The 21,612-nt window shown below is 59.5% G+C and carries 21 protein-coding genes; 17 read left to right on the top strand and 4 right to left on the bottom strand.

The genetic code is table 11. The features are described 5' to 3' along the window. Positions 1-61: 61 nt before the first annotated feature. From rpsN to rplQ, 13 genes are all read left to right on the top strand, one after another. Complete coding sequence (rpsN, locus tag E3E11_RS01760; RefSeq protein WP_141450911.1) at positions 62-367, top strand: 30S ribosomal protein S14; 306 nt, start codon at positions 62-64, stop codon at positions 365-367. A 12-nt stretch (positions 368-379) separates the two neighbouring features. Next, positions 380-778 carry a 30S ribosomal protein S8 gene (gene rpsH / locus E3E11_RS01755; RefSeq protein WP_141450910.1) on the top strand — a complete coding sequence of 133 codons (399 nt, stop codon included), beginning with the start codon at positions 380-382 and terminating at the stop codon, positions 776-778. A 10-nt stretch (positions 779-788) separates the two neighbouring features. Further along, positions 789-1,325, top strand: a complete 537-nt coding sequence (gene rplF / locus E3E11_RS01750; RefSeq protein ID WP_141450908.1) for a 50S ribosomal protein L6 — start codon at positions 789-791, stop codon at positions 1,323-1,325. Further along, a complete protein-coding gene (gene rplR / locus E3E11_RS01745) occupies positions 1,325-1,687 on the top strand; it encodes a 50S ribosomal protein L18 (protein WP_141450905.1) in 363 nt (120 codons plus the stop codon). The genes rplF and rplR overlap by 1 nt, the downstream gene beginning before the upstream one ends. Positions 1,688-1,699: 12 nt before the next feature. Beyond that, the gene (rpsE, locus tag E3E11_RS01740; protein ID WP_141450903.1) at positions 1,700-2,269 is read left to right on the top strand and encodes a 30S ribosomal protein S5; all 570 of its coding nucleotides are present in this window, start codon (positions 1,700-1,702) and stop codon (positions 2,267-2,269) included. Then, positions 2,262-2,447 carry a 50S ribosomal protein L30 gene (gene rpmD, locus E3E11_RS01735; protein ID WP_141450902.1) on the top strand — a complete coding sequence of 62 codons (186 nt, stop codon included), beginning with the start codon at positions 2,262-2,264 and terminating at the stop codon, positions 2,445-2,447. Before rpsE ends, rpmD begins: the two co-directional genes overlap by 8 nt. 1 nt (position 2,448) lies before the next feature. Then, a complete protein-coding gene (gene rplO / locus E3E11_RS01730) occupies positions 2,449-2,940 on the top strand; it encodes a 50S ribosomal protein L15 (protein WP_141450901.1) in 492 nt (163 codons plus the stop codon). Positions 2,941-3,034: 94 nt separating this feature from the next. Continuing rightward, the gene (gene secY, locus E3E11_RS01725; RefSeq protein ID WP_141450900.1) at positions 3,035-4,405 is read left to right on the top strand and encodes a preprotein translocase subunit SecY; all 1,371 of its coding nucleotides are present in this window, start codon (positions 3,035-3,037) and stop codon (positions 4,403-4,405) included. Beyond that, complete coding sequence (locus tag E3E11_RS01720) at positions 4,402-5,013, top strand: adenylate kinase (protein WP_141450898.1); 612 nt, start codon at positions 4,402-4,404, stop codon at positions 5,011-5,013. The genes secY and E3E11_RS01720 overlap by 4 nt, the downstream gene beginning before the upstream one ends. A 216-nt stretch (positions 5,014-5,229) precedes the next feature. Then, positions 5,230-5,607 (top strand): 30S ribosomal protein S13, encoded by a 378-nt coding sequence (gene rpsM / locus E3E11_RS01715; RefSeq protein ID WP_141450897.1) that lies wholly within the window; start codon positions 5,230-5,232, stop codon positions 5,605-5,607. A 51-nt stretch (positions 5,608-5,658) separates the two neighbouring features. Continuing rightward, the gene (gene rpsK / locus E3E11_RS01710; RefSeq protein ID WP_141450895.1) at positions 5,659-6,048 is read left to right on the top strand and encodes a 30S ribosomal protein S11; all 390 of its coding nucleotides are present in this window, start codon (positions 5,659-5,661) and stop codon (positions 6,046-6,048) included. Positions 6,049-6,172: 124 nt separating this feature from the next. Next, positions 6,173-7,192, top strand: coding sequence for a DNA-directed RNA polymerase subunit alpha (locus tag E3E11_RS01705; protein WP_141452046.1), 1,020 nt, complete (start codon positions 6,173-6,175; stop codon positions 7,190-7,192). Positions 7,193-7,267: 75 nt separating this feature from the next. After that, a complete protein-coding gene (gene rplQ / locus E3E11_RS01700) occupies positions 7,268-7,687 on the top strand; it encodes a 50S ribosomal protein L17 (RefSeq protein ID WP_141450894.1) in 420 nt (139 codons plus the stop codon). 474 nt (positions 7,688-8,161) lie between these two features. Here rplQ and E3E11_RS01695 read toward each other — a convergent pair whose 3' ends face one another. The 4 genes from E3E11_RS01695 to E3E11_RS01680 all read right to left on the bottom strand — a co-directional run bounded on the left by E3E11_RS01695 (position 8,162) and on the right by E3E11_RS01680 (position 17,611). Then, a complete protein-coding gene (locus tag E3E11_RS01695; protein WP_141450893.1) occupies positions 8,162-9,745 on the bottom strand; it encodes an efflux transporter outer membrane subunit in 1,584 nt (527 codons plus the stop codon). A 55-nt stretch (positions 9,746-9,800) separates the two neighbouring features. Next, on the bottom strand, positions 9,801-13,097 hold the full coding sequence (locus E3E11_RS01690; RefSeq protein WP_141450892.1) for an efflux RND transporter permease subunit: 3,297 nt from the start codon (positions 13,095-13,097) through the stop codon (positions 9,801-9,803). After that, complete coding sequence (locus tag E3E11_RS01685) at positions 13,094-16,318, bottom strand: efflux RND transporter permease subunit (RefSeq protein WP_141450890.1); 3,225 nt, start codon at positions 16,316-16,318, stop codon at positions 13,094-13,096. The genes E3E11_RS01690 and E3E11_RS01685 overlap by 4 nt, the downstream gene beginning before the upstream one ends. Positions 16,319-16,417: 99 nt before the next feature. Then, complete coding sequence (locus E3E11_RS01680; RefSeq protein WP_141450889.1) at positions 16,418-17,611, bottom strand: efflux RND transporter periplasmic adaptor subunit; 1,194 nt, start codon at positions 17,609-17,611, stop codon at positions 16,418-16,420. A gap of 753 nt (positions 17,612-18,364) precedes the next feature. Here E3E11_RS01680 and E3E11_RS01675 point away from each other — a divergent pair. From E3E11_RS01675 to E3E11_RS01660, 4 genes are all read left to right on the top strand, one after another. After that, on the top strand, positions 18,365-18,649 hold the full coding sequence (locus E3E11_RS01675; RefSeq protein ID WP_141450887.1) for a CsbD family protein: 285 nt from the start codon (positions 18,365-18,367) through the stop codon (positions 18,647-18,649). Positions 18,650-18,831: 182 nt separating this feature from the next. Beyond that, positions 18,832-19,653 (top strand): DUF4339 domain-containing protein, encoded by an 822-nt coding sequence (locus E3E11_RS01670; protein WP_141450885.1) that lies wholly within the window; start codon positions 18,832-18,834, stop codon positions 19,651-19,653. Between the two features lie 178 nt (positions 19,654-19,831). Then, the gene (locus E3E11_RS01665) at positions 19,832-20,467 is read left to right on the top strand and encodes a ribonuclease HII (protein WP_141450883.1); all 636 of its coding nucleotides are present in this window, start codon (positions 19,832-19,834) and stop codon (positions 20,465-20,467) included. Next, a complete protein-coding gene (locus E3E11_RS01660) occupies positions 20,464-21,579 on the top strand; it encodes a site-specific DNA-methyltransferase (RefSeq protein WP_141450881.1) in 1,116 nt (371 codons plus the stop codon). Before E3E11_RS01665 ends, E3E11_RS01660 begins: the two co-directional genes overlap by 4 nt. Positions 21,580-21,612 lie beyond the last annotated feature (33 nt).

Here is a 21,612-nt window from a genome sequence, read left to right as displayed (position 1 = left end):
AAGAACACTGTTTGGAAAACCGTCAGGATGGGCCTGACAGGTTCCGGGAGAGAAATCGAAAATGGCAAAAGTCTCTGCGGTCAACCGCAACAATCGCCGCGCCGCCATGGCGAAGCGCGACAAGGCGAAGCGGACCGCGCTCAAGAATATCATCAATAATCGCGAACTGCCTGTGGAAGAGCGCTTTGAAGCGACCCTGAAACTGGCTCAGATGCCACGTAACGGGTCTCAGACACGCGTGCGTCTGCGCTGCAAGGTTTCTGGCCGTCCCCGCGCGAACTACCGCAAGTTCGAGATAAGCCGTATCGCACTGCGTGACCTGGCCTCGACGGGACAGATTCCCGGCATGGTCAAAGCCAGCTGGTAAAGGGTATTCTGCATGTCCATGTCTGATCCCCTGGGTGATATGCTCACCCGGATCCGCAACGCCCAGCGTGCCCGTCATGCCACCTGCGTTGCTCCGGCCTCCAAGCTGCGCGGAAGCGTGCTGGAAGCCCTCAAGCGTGAAGGGTATATCCGCGGTTACTCTTCCGAGGAAGTGCGCAAGGGAATCTCGCAGTTCAACATTGAGCTGAAATATGCTGACGGCCAGCCTGTCATCCGTGAGCTTCATCGCGTCTCCCGTCCCGGCCGCCGAGTTTATTCCAAGATCAAGGAACTGCCGCGCGTTTACGCCGGTCTCGGTGTATCCATCCTTTCCACCCCCCGTGGCGTTCTTTCTGACGTCGAGGCCCGCGCTGCCAATGTTGGCGGTGAGGTCCTCTGCCGCGTTTTCTGAGGAGGAAAGCATGTCTCGCGTAGGTAAAAGTCCTGTCGAGCTGCCGAGCGGTGTCCAGGTGACCGTCAATGACGGTGTCTGCACGGTTAAAGGCAAGCGCGGTGAACTGAAGCTGCCCCTGACCCCTTTTGTCGAGGTGAAGGTGGAAGGCAATCAGGTTGTCGTGACTCCTGTAACCACCCGCTCAGGAGAAGGGGCTGCAATGTGGGGAACCACGCGCGCTCTGCTGGCCAATATGGTCAAGGGTGTGAGCGAGGGGTTCTCCAAGGGGCTCGAAATCCAGGGAACCGGTTTCCGTGCCGCCGTGCAGGGATCTAATCTGGTCATGAACCTTGGCTATTCGCATGACGTGATCTATCCGATTCCGTCTGATGTGAAGATCACCACCCCACGTCCGACAGCCATTCTGGTTGAAGGTAATGACAAGCAGCGTGTCGGGCAGGTGGCACTTGATATCCGCAGCTTCCGCAAGCCGGAGCCCTATAAAGGCAAGGGTGTGCGTTATGACACTGAAGTTCTGCGTCGTAAGGAAGGGAAGAAGAAGTAATGGCATCGCTGCAAGGATTGCAGGAACGTCGCCGCAAGCGGTTGCGTTTCCAGCTGCGTCGCAAGAGCGGCGGCCGGCCGCGTTTGTCGGTCTTCCGCTCCAACAAACAGATTCACGCTCAGGTCATTGACGATGCCCGTGGTCATACTCTGGCCAGCGCCTCGACGCTTGAAAAAGCGGTCCGTGACAACGGCAAGAGCGGTGCGAATATTGAAGCTGCAGCTGCCATCGGCAAGCTGGTGGCTGAACGGGCTGTTGCTGCAGGCGTCAAGGAAGTCGTGTTCGATCGCGGCTCTTATCTCTATCATGGCCGGGTCAAAGCCCTGGCAGAGGCTGCCCGTGAGGGCGGGCTCTCATTCTAAGGAGGATCACACATGGCACGTGAGCCAAGAGAAGGCGGCCGTGGCGGTCGTGATCGCGAGCAGGGTGATGAGCTCGTCGACAAGCTGGTGACCATCAATCGTGTTGCGAAGGTCGTCAAAGGCGGCCGTCGTTTCGCTTTTGCAGCGCTGGTTGTTGTCGGTGATCAGAAGGGCCGGGTCGGCTACGGAGCCGGCAAGGCCCGCGAAGTTCCGGAAGCCATCCGCAAGGCAACCGAACGTGCGCGTCGCAACATGATCCGTGTGCCCCTTAAAGAGGGTCGTACGCTGCATCATGATGCCAACGGGCATTTCGGCGCTGGCAAGGTAGTGGTCCGCGCTGCCGAAGCAGGTACCGGAATTATCGCCGGCGGTCCTATGCGTGCGGTTTTCGAGAGTCTAGGGGTCAGTGACGTAGTGACCAAGAGCCTGGGCACCCGTAACCCACACAACATGATCAAGGCTACGTTCGATGCGCTGCAGCGCGCCAGCAGCCCCCGTCAGGTGGCCGCGCGTCGTGGTAAAAAGACTTTCGAGATCTTCGGCCGTCGCGAACAGTCTGAAGGGGAGGGCGCCAATGTCTGAGCATAAGACAGTCCGCGTCACCCAGATTGCTTCCGTCATCGGACGTAAGCCGGGACAGGCGGAAACGATCAAGGGCCTGGGCCTGCGCGGTATCGGCTCTTCCCGTGAGCTGGAAGACACGCCAGCTGTGCGCGGCATGATCCGCAAGGTGGCCCATCTGCTTAAGGTGGAGGGGTGATATGAACCTGAACGAACTGCGCGACAATGATGGCGCGCGTTATCGCAAGAAGCGTCTGGGCCGAGGCATCGGTTCCGGCAAGGGCAAGACTTCCGGCAAGGGCCATAAAGGTCAGAAAGCGCGTAAGGGCGTGGCTCTGAATGGCTTTGAAGGTGGTCAGCTGCCCATTTACCGCCGTATGCCGAAGCGTGGCTTCGTCAATATTTTCCGTAAGGAATATGCGGTGGTGAATCTGGGACAGATTGCCCAGGCTCTGGAGGAGGGCAAGCTTTCCGCTTCCGCGCCCATTTCCCTGCAGGTCTTGCGTGACGCGGGTGTGGTGCGTCATCATCACCGTCTGGCCGGTGTGCGTCTCCTTGCCAAGGGTGAGCTGGACAAGCCGGTGAATTTTGAAGTGGCGGGCGCCTCGAAGGCGGCTCAGGCTGCTGTTGAAAAAGCCGGCGGCAGCGTCAAGATTCTCGCCCCCAAGGAAGAGACCCAGGAAGCAGCCTGAGGTTCTTTCCCTCGGAGGGGCAGGAGCTGGATGATTTAGTTAACGGCGTCCCGCACGGTGTGCGGCGGCGCTGTTTTCTTGAAAGGATGGGGAGATGGCTTCCGCTGCGGAACAGATTGCTGCCAACCTGAATTTAAAAGCTTTTTCAAAAGCGACCGAACTCAAAAAGCGCATCTGGTTCACCCTGGGTGCGCTGATCATCTACCGGCTTGGCACCTATATTCCGGTACCCGGCATTGATGCAGCTGTGCTGGGGCAGATCGTCTCCCAGAACCAGAGCGGCATTCTGGGGATGTTCGACATGTTCACAGGTGGCGCCTTGGGGCGCATGACTGTGTTTGCCCTGAACATCATGCCCTATATCAGTGCTTCCATTATCGTCCAGCTGCTCTCGACCGCTCTGCCTTCACTGGAGACTTTGAAAAAGGACGGGGAAAGCGGCCGACAGAAACTGAATCAATATACCCGTTACCTGACAGTGGTGATCGCGGTTATTCAGGCTTATGGCTTTGCCATGGGGTTGGGCAGTCTGCGAACGGCTAACGGGTTGAGCGCCATTATTTCGCCCGGTCCGATGTTCCTGCTGACCTATGTGGTGGTCCTGGTGACGGGGACCATGTTCCTGATGTGGATCGGAGAGCAGATTACCGCTCGCGGCATTGGTAACGGCATTTCGCTGATCATCTTTGCCGGTATTGTCGCTAATCTGCCCCAGGCCATGATGAGTCTGCTGGACCTGGGTCGGACAGGGGCGCTGTCTCCCCTTTTTGTCATTATATTCCTGGTGGCGGCCCTGGGGGTGGTGGCGTTTATCGTCTTCATGGAATTGGCGCAGCGCCGCGTGACGATTCAATATCCCAAGCGTCAGGTCGGTAATCGCATTTACGGCGGCGATACAACCCATCTGCCGCTGAAAGTGAACACGGCTGGTGTCATTCCCCCGATCTTTGCCTCCTCTGTATTGCTGATTCCTGCCACTCTGGCCGGTTTCATGCATAACAGCACCGGAATTCTGGGACGGATCGGTCAGTGGCTTTCGCAGGGGCAGCCTCTCTACATGGCGCTTTATGCCGTCATGATCGTTTTCTTCTCGTATTTTTATGCGGCGGTCACTTTCAATCCCGAGGAAACAGCTGAAAACCTGCGCAAGCAGGGCGGTTTCATTCCGGGTATCCGCCCCGGCAAGGCCACAGCCGAGTACCTGGACCGCATTCTCTCGCGCCTGACGGCAATCGGCGCGGGCTATATGGTGCTGGTATGTCTGCTGCCGCAGTTCCTGATCAACAAGTATCACGTGCCATTCTATTTCGGCGGTACAAGTCTGATCATTATTGTGACGGTGACGATCGACACGGTCAGTCAGGTGCAGTCCCATCTGGTGGCGCACCAGTATCAGGGCCTGATTCGCCAGCAGCGTAACCGGGGCGGCACCCGGCAGCGCAACAGGAGCAGGAGCGCACGATGAATATCATTCTTCTTGGGCCTCCAGGGGCAGGCAAGGGGACACAGGCCAAGCGCCTTGAAGCGCGTTGGGGCCTGAAGCAGATTTCCACAGGTGATATGCTGCGCGCCGAGGTTGAGGCGCATACCCCTTTGGGACGTGAAGTTCAGGAGCTGATGGAGAAGGGCCATTTCGTGCCTGACGCCATCATGATTGAAATGATCTCCCAGCGTATTTCCCAGCCTGATTGCCAGAAGGGCTTCATTCTTGACGGCTTTCCGCGGACCGAGAGCCAGGCTGTGGCTCTTGACCGTATGCTGGAGGAAAGAGGGTTGCGGATTGATGAAGTCATTCTGCTGGATGTGAACGAGCAGGCCTTGATTGCGCGACTGGCGGCGCGGCAGGGCGAAGACGGTTCACGGCGGGCCGATGATAAGCCTGAAGTGATTCACAAACGACTGGAAACCTACCGGGCTCAGACGGCGCCTATTCTGCCTTATTACGAGCAGAACAGGCGTCTCAAGCGTCTGGACGGCATGCAGGCCGTTGATCAGGTGGCTGGTGAAATCGACCAGTTGCTTCAGCAGGTCCGTGCTTCGCAAGAGCAGGAGACCGGTAAGGGCGTAGGCTGAGATCGGAGAGACTTGACACAGATCACGAAAAAGTGATCGTTAGAGTTTGACTTGCCGTGCTGGGCAGTATATTCCGCCGAGCACGTATCGAACGCAGCTCGCGCGAGCTAGAATCGTTCTGCAGAGGAGTGTGGCGTCCTGGGGACCACACTTCCAGTCGGGAAAAAGAAACATGGAGACGCGGATCAGAAATGCCGCGTTGATGGGAGAATTGGCGTGGCACGTATTGCCGGCGTAAACGTTCCGACCAACAAACGTGTGGTCATCGGTCTGACTTATATCTACGGCATCGGGCCGTCCACGGCGGAAGTCATCTGCGAAAAGCTTGAGATTCCCGCTCCTACGCGTGTGAATGAGCTGTCTGACGACCAGATCACCCGCATTCGTGATCTGATTGACAGCGAGTTCCGCGTTGAAGGCGACCTGCGCCGCGAGACGGCGATGAACATCAAACGTCTGATGGATCTGGGCTGCTATCGCGGGCTGCGTCACCGTCGCGGTCTGCCCGTTCATGGGCAGCGCACGCATACCAACGCCCGGACCCGCAAGGGCAAGGCTGTGGCCATTGCCGGCAAGAAAAAAGCCACCCGTTAATCAGACGTGGCATTTTTCGCGCTTCAGCAAACTATTTAGGACAGAAAGAATATGGCCAAGGCAGCCCCCCGTATCCGCAGAAAAGAGCGTAAGAACATCATTTCCGGTGTTGCGCACGTTCTGTCGACCTTCAACAATACGATGATCACCATTTCGGACGCGCAGGGGAATGCCATTGCATGGTCTTCTTCCGGGGCACAGGGATTCAAGGGGTCCCGTAAGTCCACCCCTTACGCTGCTCAGGTGGCTGCTGAAGACGCTGGTCGCAAGGCGCGTGAGCATGGCATGGAAACCCTTGAGATCGAGGTTTCAGGCCCTGGATCGGGGCGTGAGAGCGCGCTGCGTGCCCTTCAGGCGGTCGGGTTCACCATCACATCAATCCGCGATGTGACGCCCGTTCCGCATAACGGTTGCCGTCCGCGCAAGCGTCGCCGCGTCTGAGAGCGTGGCGGTCCCCCGGGCCTGAAGGCGCGGGGGATCATGCCTGTGAAGTTCGCGCCGCGCCACACGGTGCCGGCCTGATGCCCTCCTTTCGGCGGGCTTCGTTGTTTGAAAGGCCATGACCTTGGTTCTCCAGAAAAACTGGCAGTCCCTCATCAGACCCGAGAAGCTTGAAGTACAGCCCGGTTCCGTTCCGTCACAGGTTGCCACCATTGTGGCTGATCCGCTGGAACCCGGCTTCGGTCTGACTATTGGCAATGCCCTGCGTCGTATCCTCCTGTCCTCTCTGCAGGGTGCTGCGGTAACGGCCATCAAGATTGACGGCGTTCTGCATGAATTCTCTTCCGTCCCCGGCGTGCGTGAGGATGTGACGGACATCGTTCTGAACGTCAAGCAGATGGCGATCCGCATGCATGGTGAAGGCCCCAAGCGCATGCTGCTGACCGCCACCGGTCCCGGTGAAGTGACAGCGGGTCAGATCCAGACGGGCCCTGATATCGAGATCCTCAATCCCGATCTGGTGATCTGTACCCTTGATGATGACGTCAAGCTGGGTATGGAATTCACCGTCAATAGTGGTAAGGGCTATGTTCCGGCATCGGAGAACCGTCCTGAAGATGCGCCGATCGGGTTGATCCCCATTGATGCCATCTATTCTCCGGTCAAGCGTGTCTCCTACAAGATCGAACCGACCCGCGTGGGGCAGGTGACGAATTATGACAAGCTGCTCCTGACCGTTGAAACGAACGGGGTAGTTTCACCTGAAGATGGTGTGGCGCTTGCGGCGCGCATCCTGCAGGACCAGCTCCAGCTCTTCATCAATTTTGACGAACCCCGTCCGGTCCAGCATGAAGAGCCCCAGGATGATCTGCCCTTCAGCCGTCACCTGCTTCGCAAGGTGGATGAGCTTGAGCTTTCCGTCCGTAGTGCCAACTGCCTGAAGAATGACAATATTGTCTATATCGGCGATCTGGTGCAGAAAACCGAGCAGGAAATGCTCCGGACGCCGAATTTCGGCCGTAAGTCACTGAATGAGATCAAGGAAGTGCTGACGGGAATGGGGCTGTCTCTGGGAATGAACGTTCCGGCCTGGCCGCCCGAGAGCATCGAGGATCTTGCACGTCGTCTTGACGAAACATTCTGATTGGAAAACCTCAGTCGGCCCTTCAGGCCGCAAAGCCCAGGCTGGGAAGCCACAGGCAAGGATTAGGGAAAGAAAATGCGCCATAATATGAGCGGTCGTAAGCTCAACGTTACCTCTTCACACCGTGCTGCCATGTTTCGCAACATGGCTGTCGCCCTGCTGAAGCACGAACAGATCACAACGACCCTGCCGAAGGCCAAGGAACTTCGTCCGGTTGTTGAAAAGCTGATCACGCTCGGCAAGCGCGGTAACCTGCATGCGCGTCGTCAGGCTTTTGCCCAGCTGCGTGATGAAGATATCGTGCGGAAGCTGTTCTCCACTCTGGCTGATCGTTATGCCAAGCGGGCTGGAGGTTATGCCCGTGTTCTGAAGGCCGGTGTGCGCTATGGTGATAATGCCGACATGGCCGTTATCGAGCTGGTGGACCGTGACGTGTCTGCAAAAGGCAAGGATAGCGGTCCTGTCCAGGCTTCTGCTGAACAGGAAGCGGCCTGATCTCTCCTACTGTCTTGCGGGGCAGGAAGAGCGACCCAATATGAATAGACTGGAAGCACTAGCTTCCAGTCTATTTTGTTTTTCAGTTTGCTGGCTTTTGCGTGCTTTTCCCACTGCCCAGAGAATGTTCAGGAAAGAAAGCGCGGTTTAAGACAGCCTTGCAGAAAGTCTGGAGAGAATCCCATGAATTCTGGCGTTAATGGCAGCTGCCTCAAAGACAGATGCTGCCCTGTCGTTTCTCAGGTCAGTGAAACCGTGCGCGACATGGTCATTGACCGCCCATGGCTCTGGACAGTGGGGGCGCTGATTGTCGGCATTATGCTGGGCCGCAGGCCTTGCTGCCGTAAAAAGAAGGGCTGCCACGATCATTCAAAGTAAGCCTGAGTCAGCGGGAAAATCCTGCCGATCGGAAAACCCCGCCTCGAAAAGAGTGCGGGGTTTTTGCTTCTGGGTGTCTGGCAGGAAAATTCCCTGTTATTTTCCAGCCAGGCTCTGACGCGTGGTACCCATATTGGGGGCGCCGTCGATATTGGGCTGAATGAAGGAAGGCAGGAAGGGATTGTCCTGCTGAAGCTGGTTTTTGGTGGGCAGGTCCTTGACGCTCCAGCCACCTCCCAGATCCGTTATCAGGTTGAGCTCAGACTGGTAGCGCTGTTCCTGGATCTGAAGACATGTCTGCTCATATTGCAGAGCAGTCTGCTGGGCACTGATCACGGTGGTGTAGATCTGGGTGCCGGCCAGATACTCGTTCATCGAAACGCGCACTGCTTCATCAGCACTTTTGACAGCCTGTTTCTCAAGCCCCATCTGCTCGCCAAGGTAACGCAGATTGGACAGCTGGTCTTCGATCTGCTGAAAGGCTGTCAGAACCGTCTGGCGATAAGCCGCCACCGCATTGGCATAATCAGCCCGTGCGCCCCTGACAGCTGCCGTGCGTGAGCCGCCTTCAAAAATGGTTTCCGTGGCACCGGCACCGGCCTCCCAGCTTTCCGTAGCCAGGCGGAAGAGCTGCGTGATGGGATTGCCACTGTAGCCGTAATTGGAGCTCAGGGTGATCTGCGGATAAAAAGCGCCGATTTCATAGCCGATTTCCGCATTGTTGCTGGCCATTTCCCGCTCAGCCTGTGCGATGTCAGGGCGGCGTTGAAGCAGGGTGGAAGGCACCACGAGCGGCGGGGGCGGCAGCGTGCTGGGCAGAGGCGCTGGAGGAATGGTCAGCTCTGCAGGTGGCATTCCGGCCAGAACGGCAATGGCGTGTTCATATTGGGCACGGGCCACATGGGCATTGGCCAGACTGGCTTCAACGCCCTGATACTGGTAGCGCGCCTGCAGCACGCTGGCCGGGTCTGCCACACCGGCGGCCAGCTGGTTTTCGAGGATATCCAGGTTGTGCCTGTAGAGCTTGACGTTGCGGGCGTAGAGCGCGATCAGGCTGTCCTGGTAACGAAGGTCGAAATAGTCTTCAGCCAGCTGCAGCTCATAGGAGAGCTTCATGTTGGCCACCTGTGCCGCACTTGCCTGCGTGGCTGTGACCTGTTCCTGCACCTGGCGGCGGATCTGCCCCCAGACGTCAATGGTCCAGCTGGCGCTCGGCCCGAAATCCCAGCTGTTGCTGGAAATGGAGCGGCTTCCGCCCTTGGTGTAATAACCCGTCGATCCGCCGGTTGCACTGTTGGTGGAATAGGCACCGTGCATCGTATGGCCGAAGCTGAATTTGCCGTTGATGGTCGGAAACAGGTTGGCGCGGATCGAATCGATCATGGCCGCTGCCTTGTGATACTGCGCCACGTATTCCTTCAGGCTCTGGTTGGAAGTGGCGACGCGGTGTTCCAGCTTGTCGAGCAGCGGATCATGGAAAATCGTCCACCAGTCTCCTTTCGGGAACATGGCCATATCCGGTTGCGCCTTTACCCAGCCCGGCGGGGGCTGAGCTTCCTTGAGCTTGGGCGAGACGATGGCAGCAGGTCGGTGATAGTTCGGGCCGACCATACAGCCTGCCAAAGCCAGCAGGGCCAGAGTGGGCAGGGAAAGCAAGGCAGTGGGGGTGAAACGGCTCATGAAAGCTCCGGGGGCCATGACATGCCTGGGCGGGAAGAAAGTGCGAGAAGAGCCATCAGAAAGGCAGAGCGGCGCGCAGCTGACGGGTGCGGCGGCGCATGCTGGCCGCCAGGCGATCAAGAGTGAGATAAACGGCAGGGGTGGTGTAGAGGGTCAGAAGCTGGCTCAGGCAAAGGCCGCCCAGAATGGCCACTCCGAGCGGACGACGCAATTCATAGCCATATCCCTTGCTCAGCAGGAGAGGCAGCGCACCGAGAGCAGCAGCCAGAGTGGTCATGAGAATGGGTCGGAAACGCAGATGGCTCGCTTTTTTGATCGCTTCCTCCGCGCTGGCTCCGTGACGTTCATCGATAATGGCGAAATCGACCAGCATGATGGCGTTTTTCTTGACGATGCCGATCAGCAGAATAATGCCGATCAAGGTCATGAGCGAGAAGGTCTGACCGAAGAGGAAGACTGCCAGAAGCGCGCCGACCCCTGCCGAGGGCAGGGTAGAAAGAATGGTCAGTGGATGGATCAGGCTTTCATAGAGGATGCCCAGAACGATGTAGACGGCCACCAGGGCGGCCAGGATGAGCAGGGGCTCGCGTCCGGCCGTCTTGTCATAATCAGCGGCACTGCCTGCGAAGCCGCCCTGGATGTCGTGTGGCAGCCCCAGGCTGACCATGGTGTCATTGACGGCCTTCATGGCATCGCTCAGCGCGGCCTTGGGCGCGAGATTGAACGAGATGGTAACGGCGACGAACTCGCCCTGGTGATTGACTGAAAGCGGCGTGGCGCTGGGCACCAGATTACCGGTCTGCAACAGGGGCACCATTGTTTCCGCACTCGTCGTCACGGCCGCACCGTTGGAGGCGGAAGCCCCGCCTGCCAGCGCGTTGGCCATCGCGTTGCGGTAGGACAGCTGGCTTTCCGAAAGCTTGTCGGAGGTCTGGTCGGGCAGGCGCACGCGGATGTTGTTGGAGGCCGTGCCGCCTGCAGGGGTGCCCCCTGCCACACTGACCCACATCTGCTGCAGAAAGGTCGGGCTGCGCCAGTAGCGCGGTGCCGCTTCCATGATGACGCGGTACTGGTTGAGGGGCTTGTAGATAATGGAGGCCGAGCGCTGGCTGAAAGCGTCGTAAATGACATTGCTCACCAGCTGCGGCGTGATGAGATAGCGAGCCTCCAGATCCCGGTTGAGCACGAGGGTCACGCCGCGTCCGTTCTTCTCCATGTCGGAGTTGACGTCCTGAAGCATGGGCAGCTTGCTGAGCGCGGTCACGACACGCGGCGCCCACTGGGCCAGTTCCTCAGCTGAACTGCCCTGCAGGGTATACTGGTAAAGCCCGTCTGCAGAGCGCGCACCCCCGCCGATCATTGAAGGCAGGCGCAGGCGCAGGCTGACTCCAGGCGTGTTGCGGTAAAGCTGGTTGAGGTGCTCGATGGTCACTGAAACGGGGGCAGTCCGTTCTTTCAGCGGCTTGAGGGTGATGAAGAGATTGACCGAATTGGTCGAGCGCCCGCCAACGCCGCCGATGACGCTGACGATGTTCGGATCCTTGGCGATGCGTATCTCAACGCGGCGCGTCAGTTCCTGGAGGGCATGAAAGGAAATGTCGGGGTCAGTCACAAGACGGCCCATCAGCATGCCTTCGTCTTCCTGCGGGAACAGCTCCTTGGGCAGCACCATGAAGAGGGCGATGGCAAGCGCGATGGTGATGGGAATACTCATCACCAGCCAGCGCCGGTAGCGCAGCGCGACATCGAGGGAGCGGGAATAGGCATCGGTCAGCCTGTGCTGCTGTCTTTCCAGCCATGCTGCCCAACGGGTCAGGCGCGCTTTCCAGCCGGCTTTGCCCGTGGATGGAAGGTTTCCCGTGTCGTCCAGCGTTTCGGGGCGCAGAAGCTGGGCGCAGAGCATGGGGGTAAGGGTGAGCGAGAGGACCAGAGACACACTGAGTGCGATGACCAGCGTCATGGCGAATTCATGGAAAAACATGCCTCCGATGCCATCCATCAGCAGGATGGGCAGGAAGACGACGATCAGGGAGAGCGTAATGGAAAAGACTGTGAACGCCACTTCACCTGCGCCCAGGATCGCCGCTTCCTCAGGTGGATGGCCCATCTCCATGAAGCGGGTGATGTTCTCCAGCACCACGATGGCGTCATCCACGACAAATCCGGTGGCGATCGTCAGTGCCATCAGGGAGAGGATGTCGAGCTGGTAGCCGAGCAGGGCCATGACAGCGAAGGTCGAGACGATGGAAACCGGCACGACGATAGCCGGCACCAGGGTGCTGCTGGGGTTGAGCAGAAAGATCATGACCACCAGCACCACCAGGACGATGGCCAGGATCAGGGTGCGTTGCGTGTCGGAGAGGGAGGCACGGATCGTAAGCGAGTCATCAAGCTGGATGGAGAAGTCGGTATCGCTGGGCAGGGCTTCGCGCAGCTGGGGCAGTCGGGCCTTGATCTGGTTGGAAGTCTTGATCACGTTGGCGTCGCTTTTGGCGAAAACCAGGCAGATGATATCCGGCTTGCCGTTGACATAGCCTGCCTGGCGCAGGTCTTCGGCCCCGTTGATGACATCAGCCACGTCCGTCAGGCGGACCGGCTGGCTGTTGCGGTAGGCGACGATGAGATCGCGGTAGGCGCTGGCTTCCTCTGCCTGGTCATTGGTGGCAAGCATGTAGCGCTGGTCAGCCAGATCCAGGAACCCCTTGGGGGTGTGGGCATTGGCCGAGGCAAGGGCAGCGCGCAGATCCTCGAAACCGATGCCGTAGCTGAAGAGGCGGAGAGGATTGATCTCCACCCGCACGGCAGGCAGGGCGCTGCCATGCAGGTCAACGCTGCCGACCCCTTCCACCTGGCTCAGCCCCGGCACGATGACGTTGCTGGCATAGTCGTAGAGCTGCTGGGGGGTTCGGGTGGGGGAGGTCAGGGTCAGCACCATGATGGGGGCGCCGTCGGTATTGGCTTCAACGTAACGCGGATTGGTGCGCAGACTTGTGGGCAGGTCCTGGCGCGCGGCGCGGATGGCCGCTTCAACGTCCTGGGCTGCGCCCGTGACGCTGCGCGACAGGTCGAACTGCAGCAGAATGCGCGCCTGGTTGATCGTCGAGGTGGAGGTCAGCTCCCGGATGCCGGCGATCGCGCCCAGGTGGCGCTCAAGGGGGGCGGCGATGGTGCTGGCGATTTCCGAGGGCGAACCACCTGGCTGCTGGGCTGAGACCATGATGATGGGAAAGGTCATCTTCGGCAGCTCGGAGACGGGCAGCTGCGTGTAGCCCAGGATCCCGGCCAGGAACATGGCAATCGTCAGCAGGGTGGTGCCGACGGGTCTCAGGATAAAGAAGCGGACGAGTTTCATGAGGCCGTTTCTCCCGGTCTCTGCCCTGCAGCGCGCGGGCTGCGTTTGAACAGCGCTCGCGTGCGTGCGCCCAGCCGGTCCATGAACAGGTAGATGACAGGCACGGTGAACAGGGTCAGAAGCTGCGACAGCATCAGACCGCAGACAATGGAGACACCCAGGGGCCGGCGAAGCTCAGCGCCTGTGCCCGTGCCCAGCATGAGCGGCAGCGCTCCCAGAAGAGCAGCCAGCGTGGTCATGAGGATGGGGCGGAAACGCAGCACGGCGGCCTGGCGAATGGCCTGCAGGGGAGTGGCATGGTCTTCGCGCTCGGCCTGCAGGGCGAAGTCGATCATCATGATGGCGTTTTTCTTGACGATGCCGATCAGCAGCACGATGCCGATGACCCCCATGATATCCAGCGGCATGCCGAAGAGCTCCAGCCCCACAAGCGCGCCGACGCCTGCCGAGGGCAGGGTGGAGAGAATGGTCAGCGGCTGGCTGTAACTCTCGTAAAGCACGCCCAGGACGATGTAGATCACTACCAGAGCAATGGCGACGAGCGAGAGTTCATGCCCAAGCGAAGTCTGGAAAGCCGCTGCCGTGCCCTGGAACTCAGTGTGGAAGCTAGCAGGCAGATGCAGCGCGGCGCGCTTTTCTTCAATCGCGGTGACTGCTTCCCCCAGCGCGTGGCCCGGAGCGACGTTGAAGGAAACGATACTGGCCGGAAACTGGTTGTAGCGGGTCAGCAGAAGGGGGGAAGACTCCTTGCTCAGATGGGTGACCTGCAGCAGCGGCACGAGCCCTGAGGTCGGCTGGCGGGTCGGGCCGGAAGTGCTGGCGCCCGCATCCCCTGCGATGCCCGGCAGGTAAAGTTGCCACAGGGAGGTCAGGCCATGTTGCAGCTGGGGCAGGGCCTCAAGCACCACGCGGTATTGATTGGACTGCGTGTAGATGGTCGAGACCTGGCGCTGGCCGAAACTGTCATAGAGCAGGTTGTCAACGGTCTGGGGGGTGATGGAGTAGCGCGCGCCGTCAGTGCGGTCGAGCGTGAGCTTGGCGGTCAGCCCGCCCGGCTGCAGGTCATCCGCCACGTCGCCCAGCACAGGGAGCGTCTGAAGGCCTGCCATCAGTTTCGGCATCAGGCGATCGAAATCACTCTGGCTGGGGGATTCGGCAATGAACTGGTAGGCCATGGCTGAAACTGCTGTATCAAGCGTGATGTCCTGCACAGGCTGCACGTAGAGTTTCGTGCCCACCACTTTCTCGCTCACTTTGGACAGGCGCGCCAGAATGGCCGTCAGCGATGAGGTGCGGGCCTCGCGCGGGCGCAGGTTGATGTAGAACCGCCCGACATTGAGGGTCATGTTCTGCCCGTCGATGCCGATGAACGAGGACAGGCTCTGCACATCAGGGTCCTTGAGGAGTTCACGGCCCAGAGCCTGCTGCTTTTCCGCCATGCCCGCAAAGGAAATGGTCTCGGCCATTTCGGAAATGCCCTGCACAAGCCCCGTGTCCTGAACGGGGAAGAAGCCCTTGGGAATGTACCAGGCCAGAATACCTGTCAGGGCAATGGTGGCCAGGAAACTGGCCAGCAGAAGCTTCTGGTGGTCGAACACCCAGTCCAGGCTGCGGTCATAGGCGGAAATGACCTTCCGGATCAGCCGGAAATCCTCGCCCACCAGGCGCAGCCAGAGGCGTTTCCAGAAGCTGTGGGGCGCGCCTGGGGGCAGCTGGCCATCCGGCAGCTCGGGGTCTTTCATCTCCGGCTTGAGCATCCGTGAGCACATCATGGGCACGAGAGTGAGCGAGATGATGGCTGACAGAACGATAGTGATCGACAGCGTCATGGCGAATTCATGAAAGAGCCGTCCCACGACATCGCTCATGAAAAGCAGGGGAATCAGCACCGCGATGAGCGAAAGGGTGAGCGAGATGATGGTGAAGCCGATCTCCTGCGAGCCCTTCAGCGCGGCCGTCATGGGGTCATCGCCCATTTCGATGAAACGGGAGATGTTTTCGATCACCACGATGGCGTCATCCACGACAAAGCCTGCGGCAATCGTCAGAGCCATCAGCGACAGGTTGTCCAGTGAAAACCCCAGCAGGTCCATGACGCCCAGCGTGCCGATGAGCGAAAGGGGCACTGAAAGGGCCGGAATGATGGTGGCCGGCACACTCCTGAGAAACAGGAAGATGACGGCCACGACCAGAAAGACGGCCAGGGCCAGATCCAGCTCCACATCATGGATCGAGGCGCGGATGGTCAGGGTCCGGTCGGTCAGGGGAATGATGTCGATGCCGGGCGGCAGGTCTAGCCGCAGGCGCGGCAGCGCAGCGCGGACACTGTCGGCCACATCGATGACATTGGCGCCGGGCTGGCGCTGGACGGCCAGGATCAGTCCGTGGGTGGCATTGGCCCAGGCGGCAAGCTGGGTGTTTTCTGCCCCTTCCACCACATTGGCGACATCGCGCAGGCGGATGGGACCGTTGTCCTGATAGGCGATCACCTGGTCGAGAAGCTGGTCAACCGAGCTGATCTGGCCGTCCATGCGCAGGGTGGTGGCATAGCGCGGCCCGTCGAAGGTGCCGGTCGGGGAGTTGACGTTCACCGTTCCGATGATGGTGCGGACTGTATCAAGCGCGATCCCGTAGGAAGTCAGCTTGGGAATGTTGACCTGAATCCGGTAGGCCTTGCGGTTGCCGCCAGCCAGGGAGACAAGCCCGACACCCGGGATCTGGCTCAGCTTCTGCTGCAGCCGGGTGTTGATGTAATCCTCCACCTCCGGCAGCGGCATGATGCTGGAGGTGATCCCCAGGGAGATGACCGGCGCATCGGCCGGATTGATCTTGGCGTAGATGGGAGGAGTGGGCAGATCGCTTGGAATGAGCGAGCCCGCATTGTTGATGGCGGCCTGAACCTCCTGCTCCGCCACATCCATGCTCATGCTGAGATTGAAGCGCAAGGTGATGACCGAGGCGCCGCTGGAGGATTGCGAGGTCATCTGCGACAGGCCCGCCATCTGCCCCAGCTGGGTCTCCAGCGGGGCGGTGACGGAGGTGGCTATCACGTCGGGGTTGGCGCCGGGATAGAAGGTGGAGACCACGATGGTCGGATACTCCACCTGCGGCAGGGCCGCCACGGGCAGGAACCTCCATCCCAGCAGGCCGGAGAGCAGGAGCGCCACCATGAGCAGGCTGGTGGCGATCGGGCGTTCGATAAAGATGCGGGAGGGATTCACGCGGCTTCAACTTCCGACAGGGAACGGGAGGAATGTCTTCGGGAAAGAACGTTTTTCAGACCGGCGTAATGGGTGCCGGACCAGTTGGGGAGAGCAGGATCAGAGGGCCGAGGGTGTGCTTCTGTCACGGGCGACAATCGTGACCTTGGCACCTGGCTTGAGATGGGAAATGCCGTCCGTGACGACTTTGTCTCCTGCCTTGAGGCCTGAGAGAATGACGGTCTGCGTATCGTTGGCATAACCGGTTTTGACGGGCTGCACCCGGACGCGCAGGTCCTTGTCGACGACATAGGTGAAGGTGCCGTTCGGCCCGACCTGGACTGAAATGCCCGGCACGAGCAGGACATGTTTCAGGGTTTTGACGTGCAGATGGGCGTTGACGAATTCATTGGGGAAGAGTTCTTCGGTTTTGTTGGGGAAGATGCCGCGCAGGCGCACCGTGCCTGTGGCGGTATTGATCTGGCTGTCGAGCGCACGCACCGTGCCCGTGGCCAGGCGTTGCAGGTTGTCGCTGTCCCATGCTTCCACGGTGAGGACATCATGCTGCCGGATCTCATCCCAGACGCCGGGCAGGGTGTTCTGGGGCAGGGTGAAGATGACCGAAATCGGCTGCATTTGCGTCAGGACCGCCAATCCACCCGACTGACCGATCGTCACGTAATTGCCGAGATCGAGGGCGCGGATACCGATCCGCCCGGTCACGGGTGCAATGATGTGGCAGTACATGAGATTCAGCTGGGCGGTGCGCACATTGCCTTCGTCGGACTTGACTTGGCCCTCAAGCTGCTTGACCAGGAGCTGCTGGTCCTTGGCCGTCATGGCAGCCGTTGAGTTCTGGGTGAGCAGGCGCTGGTAACGGCCGTTATCGATCCGTGCCTTTTCAAGCTGCGCCCTGTCAGCGGCCAGAGCGCCCTGGGCCTGGGTGAGAGCTGCTTCATAAGGCCGCGGGTCGATCAGTTCCAGCTCGTCGCCTGCATTGACGTGCTGGCCCTCCTGGTACTCGATCCGGGCGATATAGCCGTTGACGCGCGGGGTGATGGTCACATTGGCGATGGGAACCACAGTGCCGAGCAGCTGGTAGATGACAGGAATGTCTCCCGCGGCCACTTCTGCGACGGCCACTGCCTGCGCGGCGTGGCCGGTGCCAGTGGCTTTCTTGTGGGGCAGCAGGCGCCAGAGGATGATGAGGCCAAGCAGTAGCCCGAGAAGCACCAAAGTGAAAGCAACCGGGTGACGGCGGGTCTTCCCGTGTTCAGGCATGGATGGGGCAGAAGCGGGAGAGGGCGTCGTCATGGAAGGGCGTCTTTCCGGATCTGTGAAACGTGGTCTGACAGAACGTCAGAAACGGGAAGGCAATAACATGGGACAGCCGCCAGATCAGCAGAGGGCCCAGCTGTGGGGATAGTATTAGGGAAATCCGTTATAATATGCAGATTGCATATATGAGAACGGAAGCGGTGAATGCCCAGAGGCTGTGCGCCGATCTGTCAGAAAAACAGGGAAATGACGCTTTCGGAGGTGTCGCCTGCACCATCGTTCCCAAAACCGACGCTGTAATCTGAAACGCTTTCCGTAAGCATGTCAGAACAGGGGGTACTTGAGATGGCGCTCTCAGGGGTGTCTGGAACCAGGCTGAAACTGTGTTGGCCAAGCCGATGGACAGAACCCGGATATATAGCCTGCCGAAGCCGTGCTTGAAGCACCCAAATGCGTCATTTCCATGTCTGTCCCTGTGTCTATCCCTGTTGTGGGAGGGGGCAGCAGGAAGCGGACGCGTATCGGACCGGGGCCGCCAGGCGCGTGGTTTGCCAAAGGAAGTTTTTGGCGTGTCGCACTTGTAGATTTCCGGCGGGAAGGTCATATCAGAAAAGCAGTTGAAAAAACGCTCACCTGCCCATGGCCGCGGCTTGCTTATTCAGGCTTCGCCTGATTCCCGGTCCTGGCTGGTCAGAGGGCGTTTTTCGGAAAGTTGCTTTTAAGAAAGCGGCTTTAATAAGAAAGCGGCTTTAAACAGAGTTATTCACGGATTTTCTGAGGAGCGTTACCATGGATACCACGAATGCAAAGGTTGAAGGCCTCTTCAAGGATGCAGCTGGTCATGTCAAGGAAGCCGCAGGCAACCTGACAGGAGACGCCAAACTGCAGGCCACCGGTAAGATGGATCAGCTGGCGGGCAAAGCAGAGCGTGATTTCGCTGATCTCTATGATGCGGGGGAAACCCGGATCGAGGCCGCAACTGCGTTCATTCAGGAACGTCCGCTGGTGTCTCTGGGGATTGCGACGGTGGTTGGCCTGATCGTGGGCGGTCTTCTTCGCCGTCGTCGCCGCTGAGGTCTGGCCGGCTCTTCCGGGTTTGCCGGAAAGCCGAGCTCAGGGAGAGCAGGTTGTTATCGGGGCTTTCCAGACCTTGAACCGGTTTGGGAAGCCTGTTTTTAACGGGGCATTCTGTAACCGGTGTCCTGAAGAGCAGGCGGCACTTGGCAGAGACGCGGAAGAGAAAAGGCCTCGGAAACATGGAGTGGTTTTACGAACAGAACGGACAGCCGGCCGGCCCCGTAACGCGGGGGGAGCTCCTGCGTCTGATCGTGCAGCGCCGTATCCAGCCTCAAACCCTTGTCTGGACGCCTTCTTTCGGCGATCAGTGGCGGCCCGCCGCACGTGCCGGGCTGATCGCGCCCCTGAGGTCATTGTCGGCAGCTTCTTCCGCGCGCCTGCAGGAGCGGGAGAGAGCTGCGGCAAAATCTGACCTCCTGTCTGCCACTCAGGTCCCTGAAGCAGTGCGGGCTGCTTCCGTGCCCGCCCTGTGGGGGTGGATTTTCATTTTCGGAAAGGAAATCCTGCCCCTTTACGTGGCTTTCAACACCTATCTGCACGGTGTGCCCGATCCTGCAACCTGCAGCATAATTCTTCTGCTGGTGCTGACCATTCAGCTGACAGCCTTCATTACAGACCGCCGTTATCTGGAGCGGGCGGGGTTCAGGCCCCCTTCCTTCTGGTGGTTTCTGTGCGCGCCCGGCTACTTCTGGGTGCGCAGGCGCATCCTGGGCGGCAGGGGAAGCGATCTTCTGATTGGCTGCAGTCTTTTTTTCCTGCTCAGGCTGTTGGTAGCCGTCGCCAGCGAGCAGAAATTTTCCAAGCTGCTGGAGGAAACGCTGGTAGCTGGCAAGTTCCATCATTCAGCGCCGGGTTCGTCTCTGTTCAGTGCCCCTGATTCCGACGGCACGGTAGGCGGGAACTCCGGCAACCGCGAGAAAATCTCTCCTTCTCCTGCCCCAGCCGAGCCTTCAACATCAGATGAGCCGGAAAGCGGAGACAGCGACACGCTGCAGCTTTAAAAGGCCTGCCAGCCCGTTTCATGGTAAGAAGCTCAAGGTCTTTCCAGGGTTCGGACGCGGTTCGGGACAGATTTTCTGCACAAAAAAACGGCATCAGCCCTTTTCTTTCGAGTCGGAGTGATTCACAACCGATTCTTAAGGGTTTCACAGGAGTGAGGCTGTCGGGGGCGGAGCGGTCATGCCGGATTACAGTTTAGAGCTGAAGCATTCCGGATACGTGGCCGGCATTGACGAAGTCGGCCGCGGTCCCCTGGCAGGTCCCGTAGTGGCGAGTGCTGTCGTCTTTCTGTCGCCGCCTGCTGCAACACTGGCAGTCATGCTGGATGATTCAAAGAAGCTGACTGCCCGCAAACGCCAGCGCGCCTATGAAGCTCTGATGGAAGAGCGGGAAGTGAAGTTCGGGGTAGGCGCAGCCTCGGTAGCGGAGATTGACCGTCTGAATATCAGCCAGGCCTGCTTTCTGGCCATGCAACGTGCTCTTGTTCAACTGACCGGGAAATTGGGTCGCCTGCCCGATCTGGCCCTGGTGGATGGCAAACACGCCCCTGTCCTGGACTGCCCGGTGGAGATGGTGATCGAGGGTGATGGGCGCAGTCTTTCCATTGCCGCCGCTTCCATCATCGCCAAGGTCCTGCGAGACCGGTTGATGGGTCGTCTGGCACATCGGCACCAGCCTTATGGATGGGAGCGTAATGCGGGCTACGGTACTGCGGTGCATCTGGGCGGGTTGCGGAATCATGGGTTCACCCGCCATCACCGCCGGTCCTTTGCCCCCATCCGCCACATGCTCAGCCAGCCGGAGTCCGCTGCATGACGTCGCGTCACAAGTCCTGCCCGCCACTCCCCGCAGAGCTGCGTCTCGACCGTATTCTGCACGGTGAATGTGTGGAGGTCATGCGCGGCCTGCCGGAGGGGAGCATTGACTGCATTTTTGCCGATCCTCCCTATAATCTCCAGCTCCGTGGCGAACTGCGCCGTCCCGATGAGAGCGTGGTGGATGGGGTCGATGACGCCTGGGACAAGTTTTCCGATTACGGGGCTTATGATTCCTTCTGCCGGGACTGGCTCTCAGAGGCGCGGCGCCTGCTGCACAAGGACGGCACGATCTGGGTGATCGGCTCCTACCACAACATTTTCCGCCTCGGAACGATCCTGCAGGATCTCGGCTTCTGGATCCTTAATGACATCGTCTGGCGCAAGGCCAATCCCATGCCCAATTTCCGGGGGCGCCGCTTTACCAATGCGCATGAAACCCTGATCTGGGCTGCCCGGAGCCCTGAAAGCCGCCACCGGTTCAACTATCAGGCCATGAAAGCGCTCAATGATGACCTGCAGATGCGCTCCGACTGGTACTTGCCCCTGTGCACGGGCCATGAACGGCTGCGCAACGAGCACGGGCTTAAGCTGCATCCGACCCAGAAGCCCGAAAGCCTCCTTCACCGCGTGATCCTGGCTTCAACGAATGCTGAAGACGTCGTGCTGGATCCTTTCTGTGGTACAGGCACGACGCCTGCTGTGGCTAAGCGGCTGGGGCGGCATTATATCGCGATCGAGCGACATCCGGATTATTTCAGGGCGGCTTTGGCCCGTCTGGCACTGGTGGAATGCCTGCCGAGCGATCAGCTGGCGGTCACCCCGGCGCGTCGGGAGCAGCCGCGTATTCCCTTCGGAACCTTTGTGGAGAACGGCGCCCTTCCGGCCGGCACGATCCTGAGTGACCGGCAGGGACGACTCAAGGCCTGCGTGGCCCCTGATGGCACTTTGGTCGCCGGCAAGCAGCGTGGTTCCATCCACAAGATGGGCGCGTTGCTGACCAGTGCGCCTTCATGCAATGGCTGGACGTTCTGGTATTTTGAACGCGATGGCAAGCAGGTCCAGCTCGATGTGTTGCGGCAGGAAAGCCATGCTGCGCGTCAGGTTTCCTGAGGCGCTATCAGCCGATTAAGGGGGTGTTGAGCG

The sequence above is a fragment of the Oecophyllibacter saccharovorans genome (genome assembly GCF_006542375.1).
GTDB lineage: Bacteria > Pseudomonadota > Alphaproteobacteria > Acetobacterales > Acetobacteraceae > Oecophyllibacter > Oecophyllibacter saccharovorans.
The sequence above is the reverse complement of the archived record's forward strand: the minus strand, read 5'-3'. Positions and strand labels throughout refer to the sequence as shown.

What these genes read in the sequence shown, in the direction of transcription:
- E3E11_RS01680 (WP_141450889.1), bottom strand. Translation starts at nt 17,611, where the DNA reads ATGACGACGCCCTCTCCCGCTTCTGCCCCATCCATGCCTGAACACGGG.
- rpsN (WP_141450911.1), top strand. Translation starts at nt 62, where the DNA reads ATGGCAAAAGTCTCTGCGGTCAACCGCAACAATCGCCGCGCCGCCATG.
- E3E11_RS01670 (WP_141450885.1), top strand. Translation starts at nt 18,832, where the DNA reads ATGGAGTGGTTTTACGAACAGAACGGACAGCCGGCCGGCCCCGTAACG.
- rplQ (WP_141450894.1), top strand. Translation starts at nt 7,268, where the DNA reads ATGCGCCATAATATGAGCGGTCGTAAGCTCAACGTTACCTCTTCACAC.
- rpmD (WP_141450902.1), top strand. Translation starts at nt 2,262, where the DNA reads ATGTCTGAGCATAAGACAGTCCGCGTCACCCAGATTGCTTCCGTCATC.
- rplO (WP_141450901.1), top strand. Translation starts at nt 2,449, where the DNA reads ATGAACCTGAACGAACTGCGCGACAATGATGGCGCGCGTTATCGCAAG.
- rpsH (WP_141450910.1), top strand. Translation starts at nt 380, where the DNA reads ATGTCCATGTCTGATCCCCTGGGTGATATGCTCACCCGGATCCGCAAC.
- rplF (WP_141450908.1), top strand. Translation starts at nt 789, where the DNA reads ATGTCTCGCGTAGGTAAAAGTCCTGTCGAGCTGCCGAGCGGTGTCCAG.
- secY (WP_141450900.1), top strand. Translation starts at nt 3,035, where the DNA reads ATGGCTTCCGCTGCGGAACAGATTGCTGCCAACCTGAATTTAAAAGCT.
- rplR (WP_141450905.1), top strand. Translation starts at nt 1,325, where the DNA reads ATGGCATCGCTGCAAGGATTGCAGGAACGTCGCCGCAAGCGGTTGCGT.
- E3E11_RS01675 (WP_141450887.1), top strand. Translation starts at nt 18,365, where the DNA reads ATGGATACCACGAATGCAAAGGTTGAAGGCCTCTTCAAGGATGCAGCT.
- E3E11_RS01660 (WP_141450881.1), top strand. Translation starts at nt 20,464, where the DNA reads ATGACGTCGCGTCACAAGTCCTGCCCGCCACTCCCCGCAGAGCTGCGT.
- E3E11_RS01665 (WP_141450883.1), top strand. Translation starts at nt 19,832, where the DNA reads ATGCCGGATTACAGTTTAGAGCTGAAGCATTCCGGATACGTGGCCGGC.
- rpsE (WP_141450903.1), top strand. Translation starts at nt 1,700, where the DNA reads ATGGCACGTGAGCCAAGAGAAGGCGGCCGTGGCGGTCGTGATCGCGAG.
- E3E11_RS01690 (WP_141450892.1), bottom strand. Translation starts at nt 13,097, where the DNA reads ATGAAACTCGTCCGCTTCTTTATCCTGAGACCCGTCGGCACCACCCTG.
- E3E11_RS01720 (WP_141450898.1), top strand. Translation starts at nt 4,402, where the DNA reads ATGAATATCATTCTTCTTGGGCCTCCAGGGGCAGGCAAGGGGACACAG.
- rpsK (WP_141450895.1), top strand. Translation starts at nt 5,659, where the DNA reads ATGGCCAAGGCAGCCCCCCGTATCCGCAGAAAAGAGCGTAAGAACATC.
- E3E11_RS01695 (WP_141450893.1), bottom strand. Translation starts at nt 9,745, where the DNA reads ATGAGCCGTTTCACCCCCACTGCCTTGCTTTCCCTGCCCACTCTGGCC.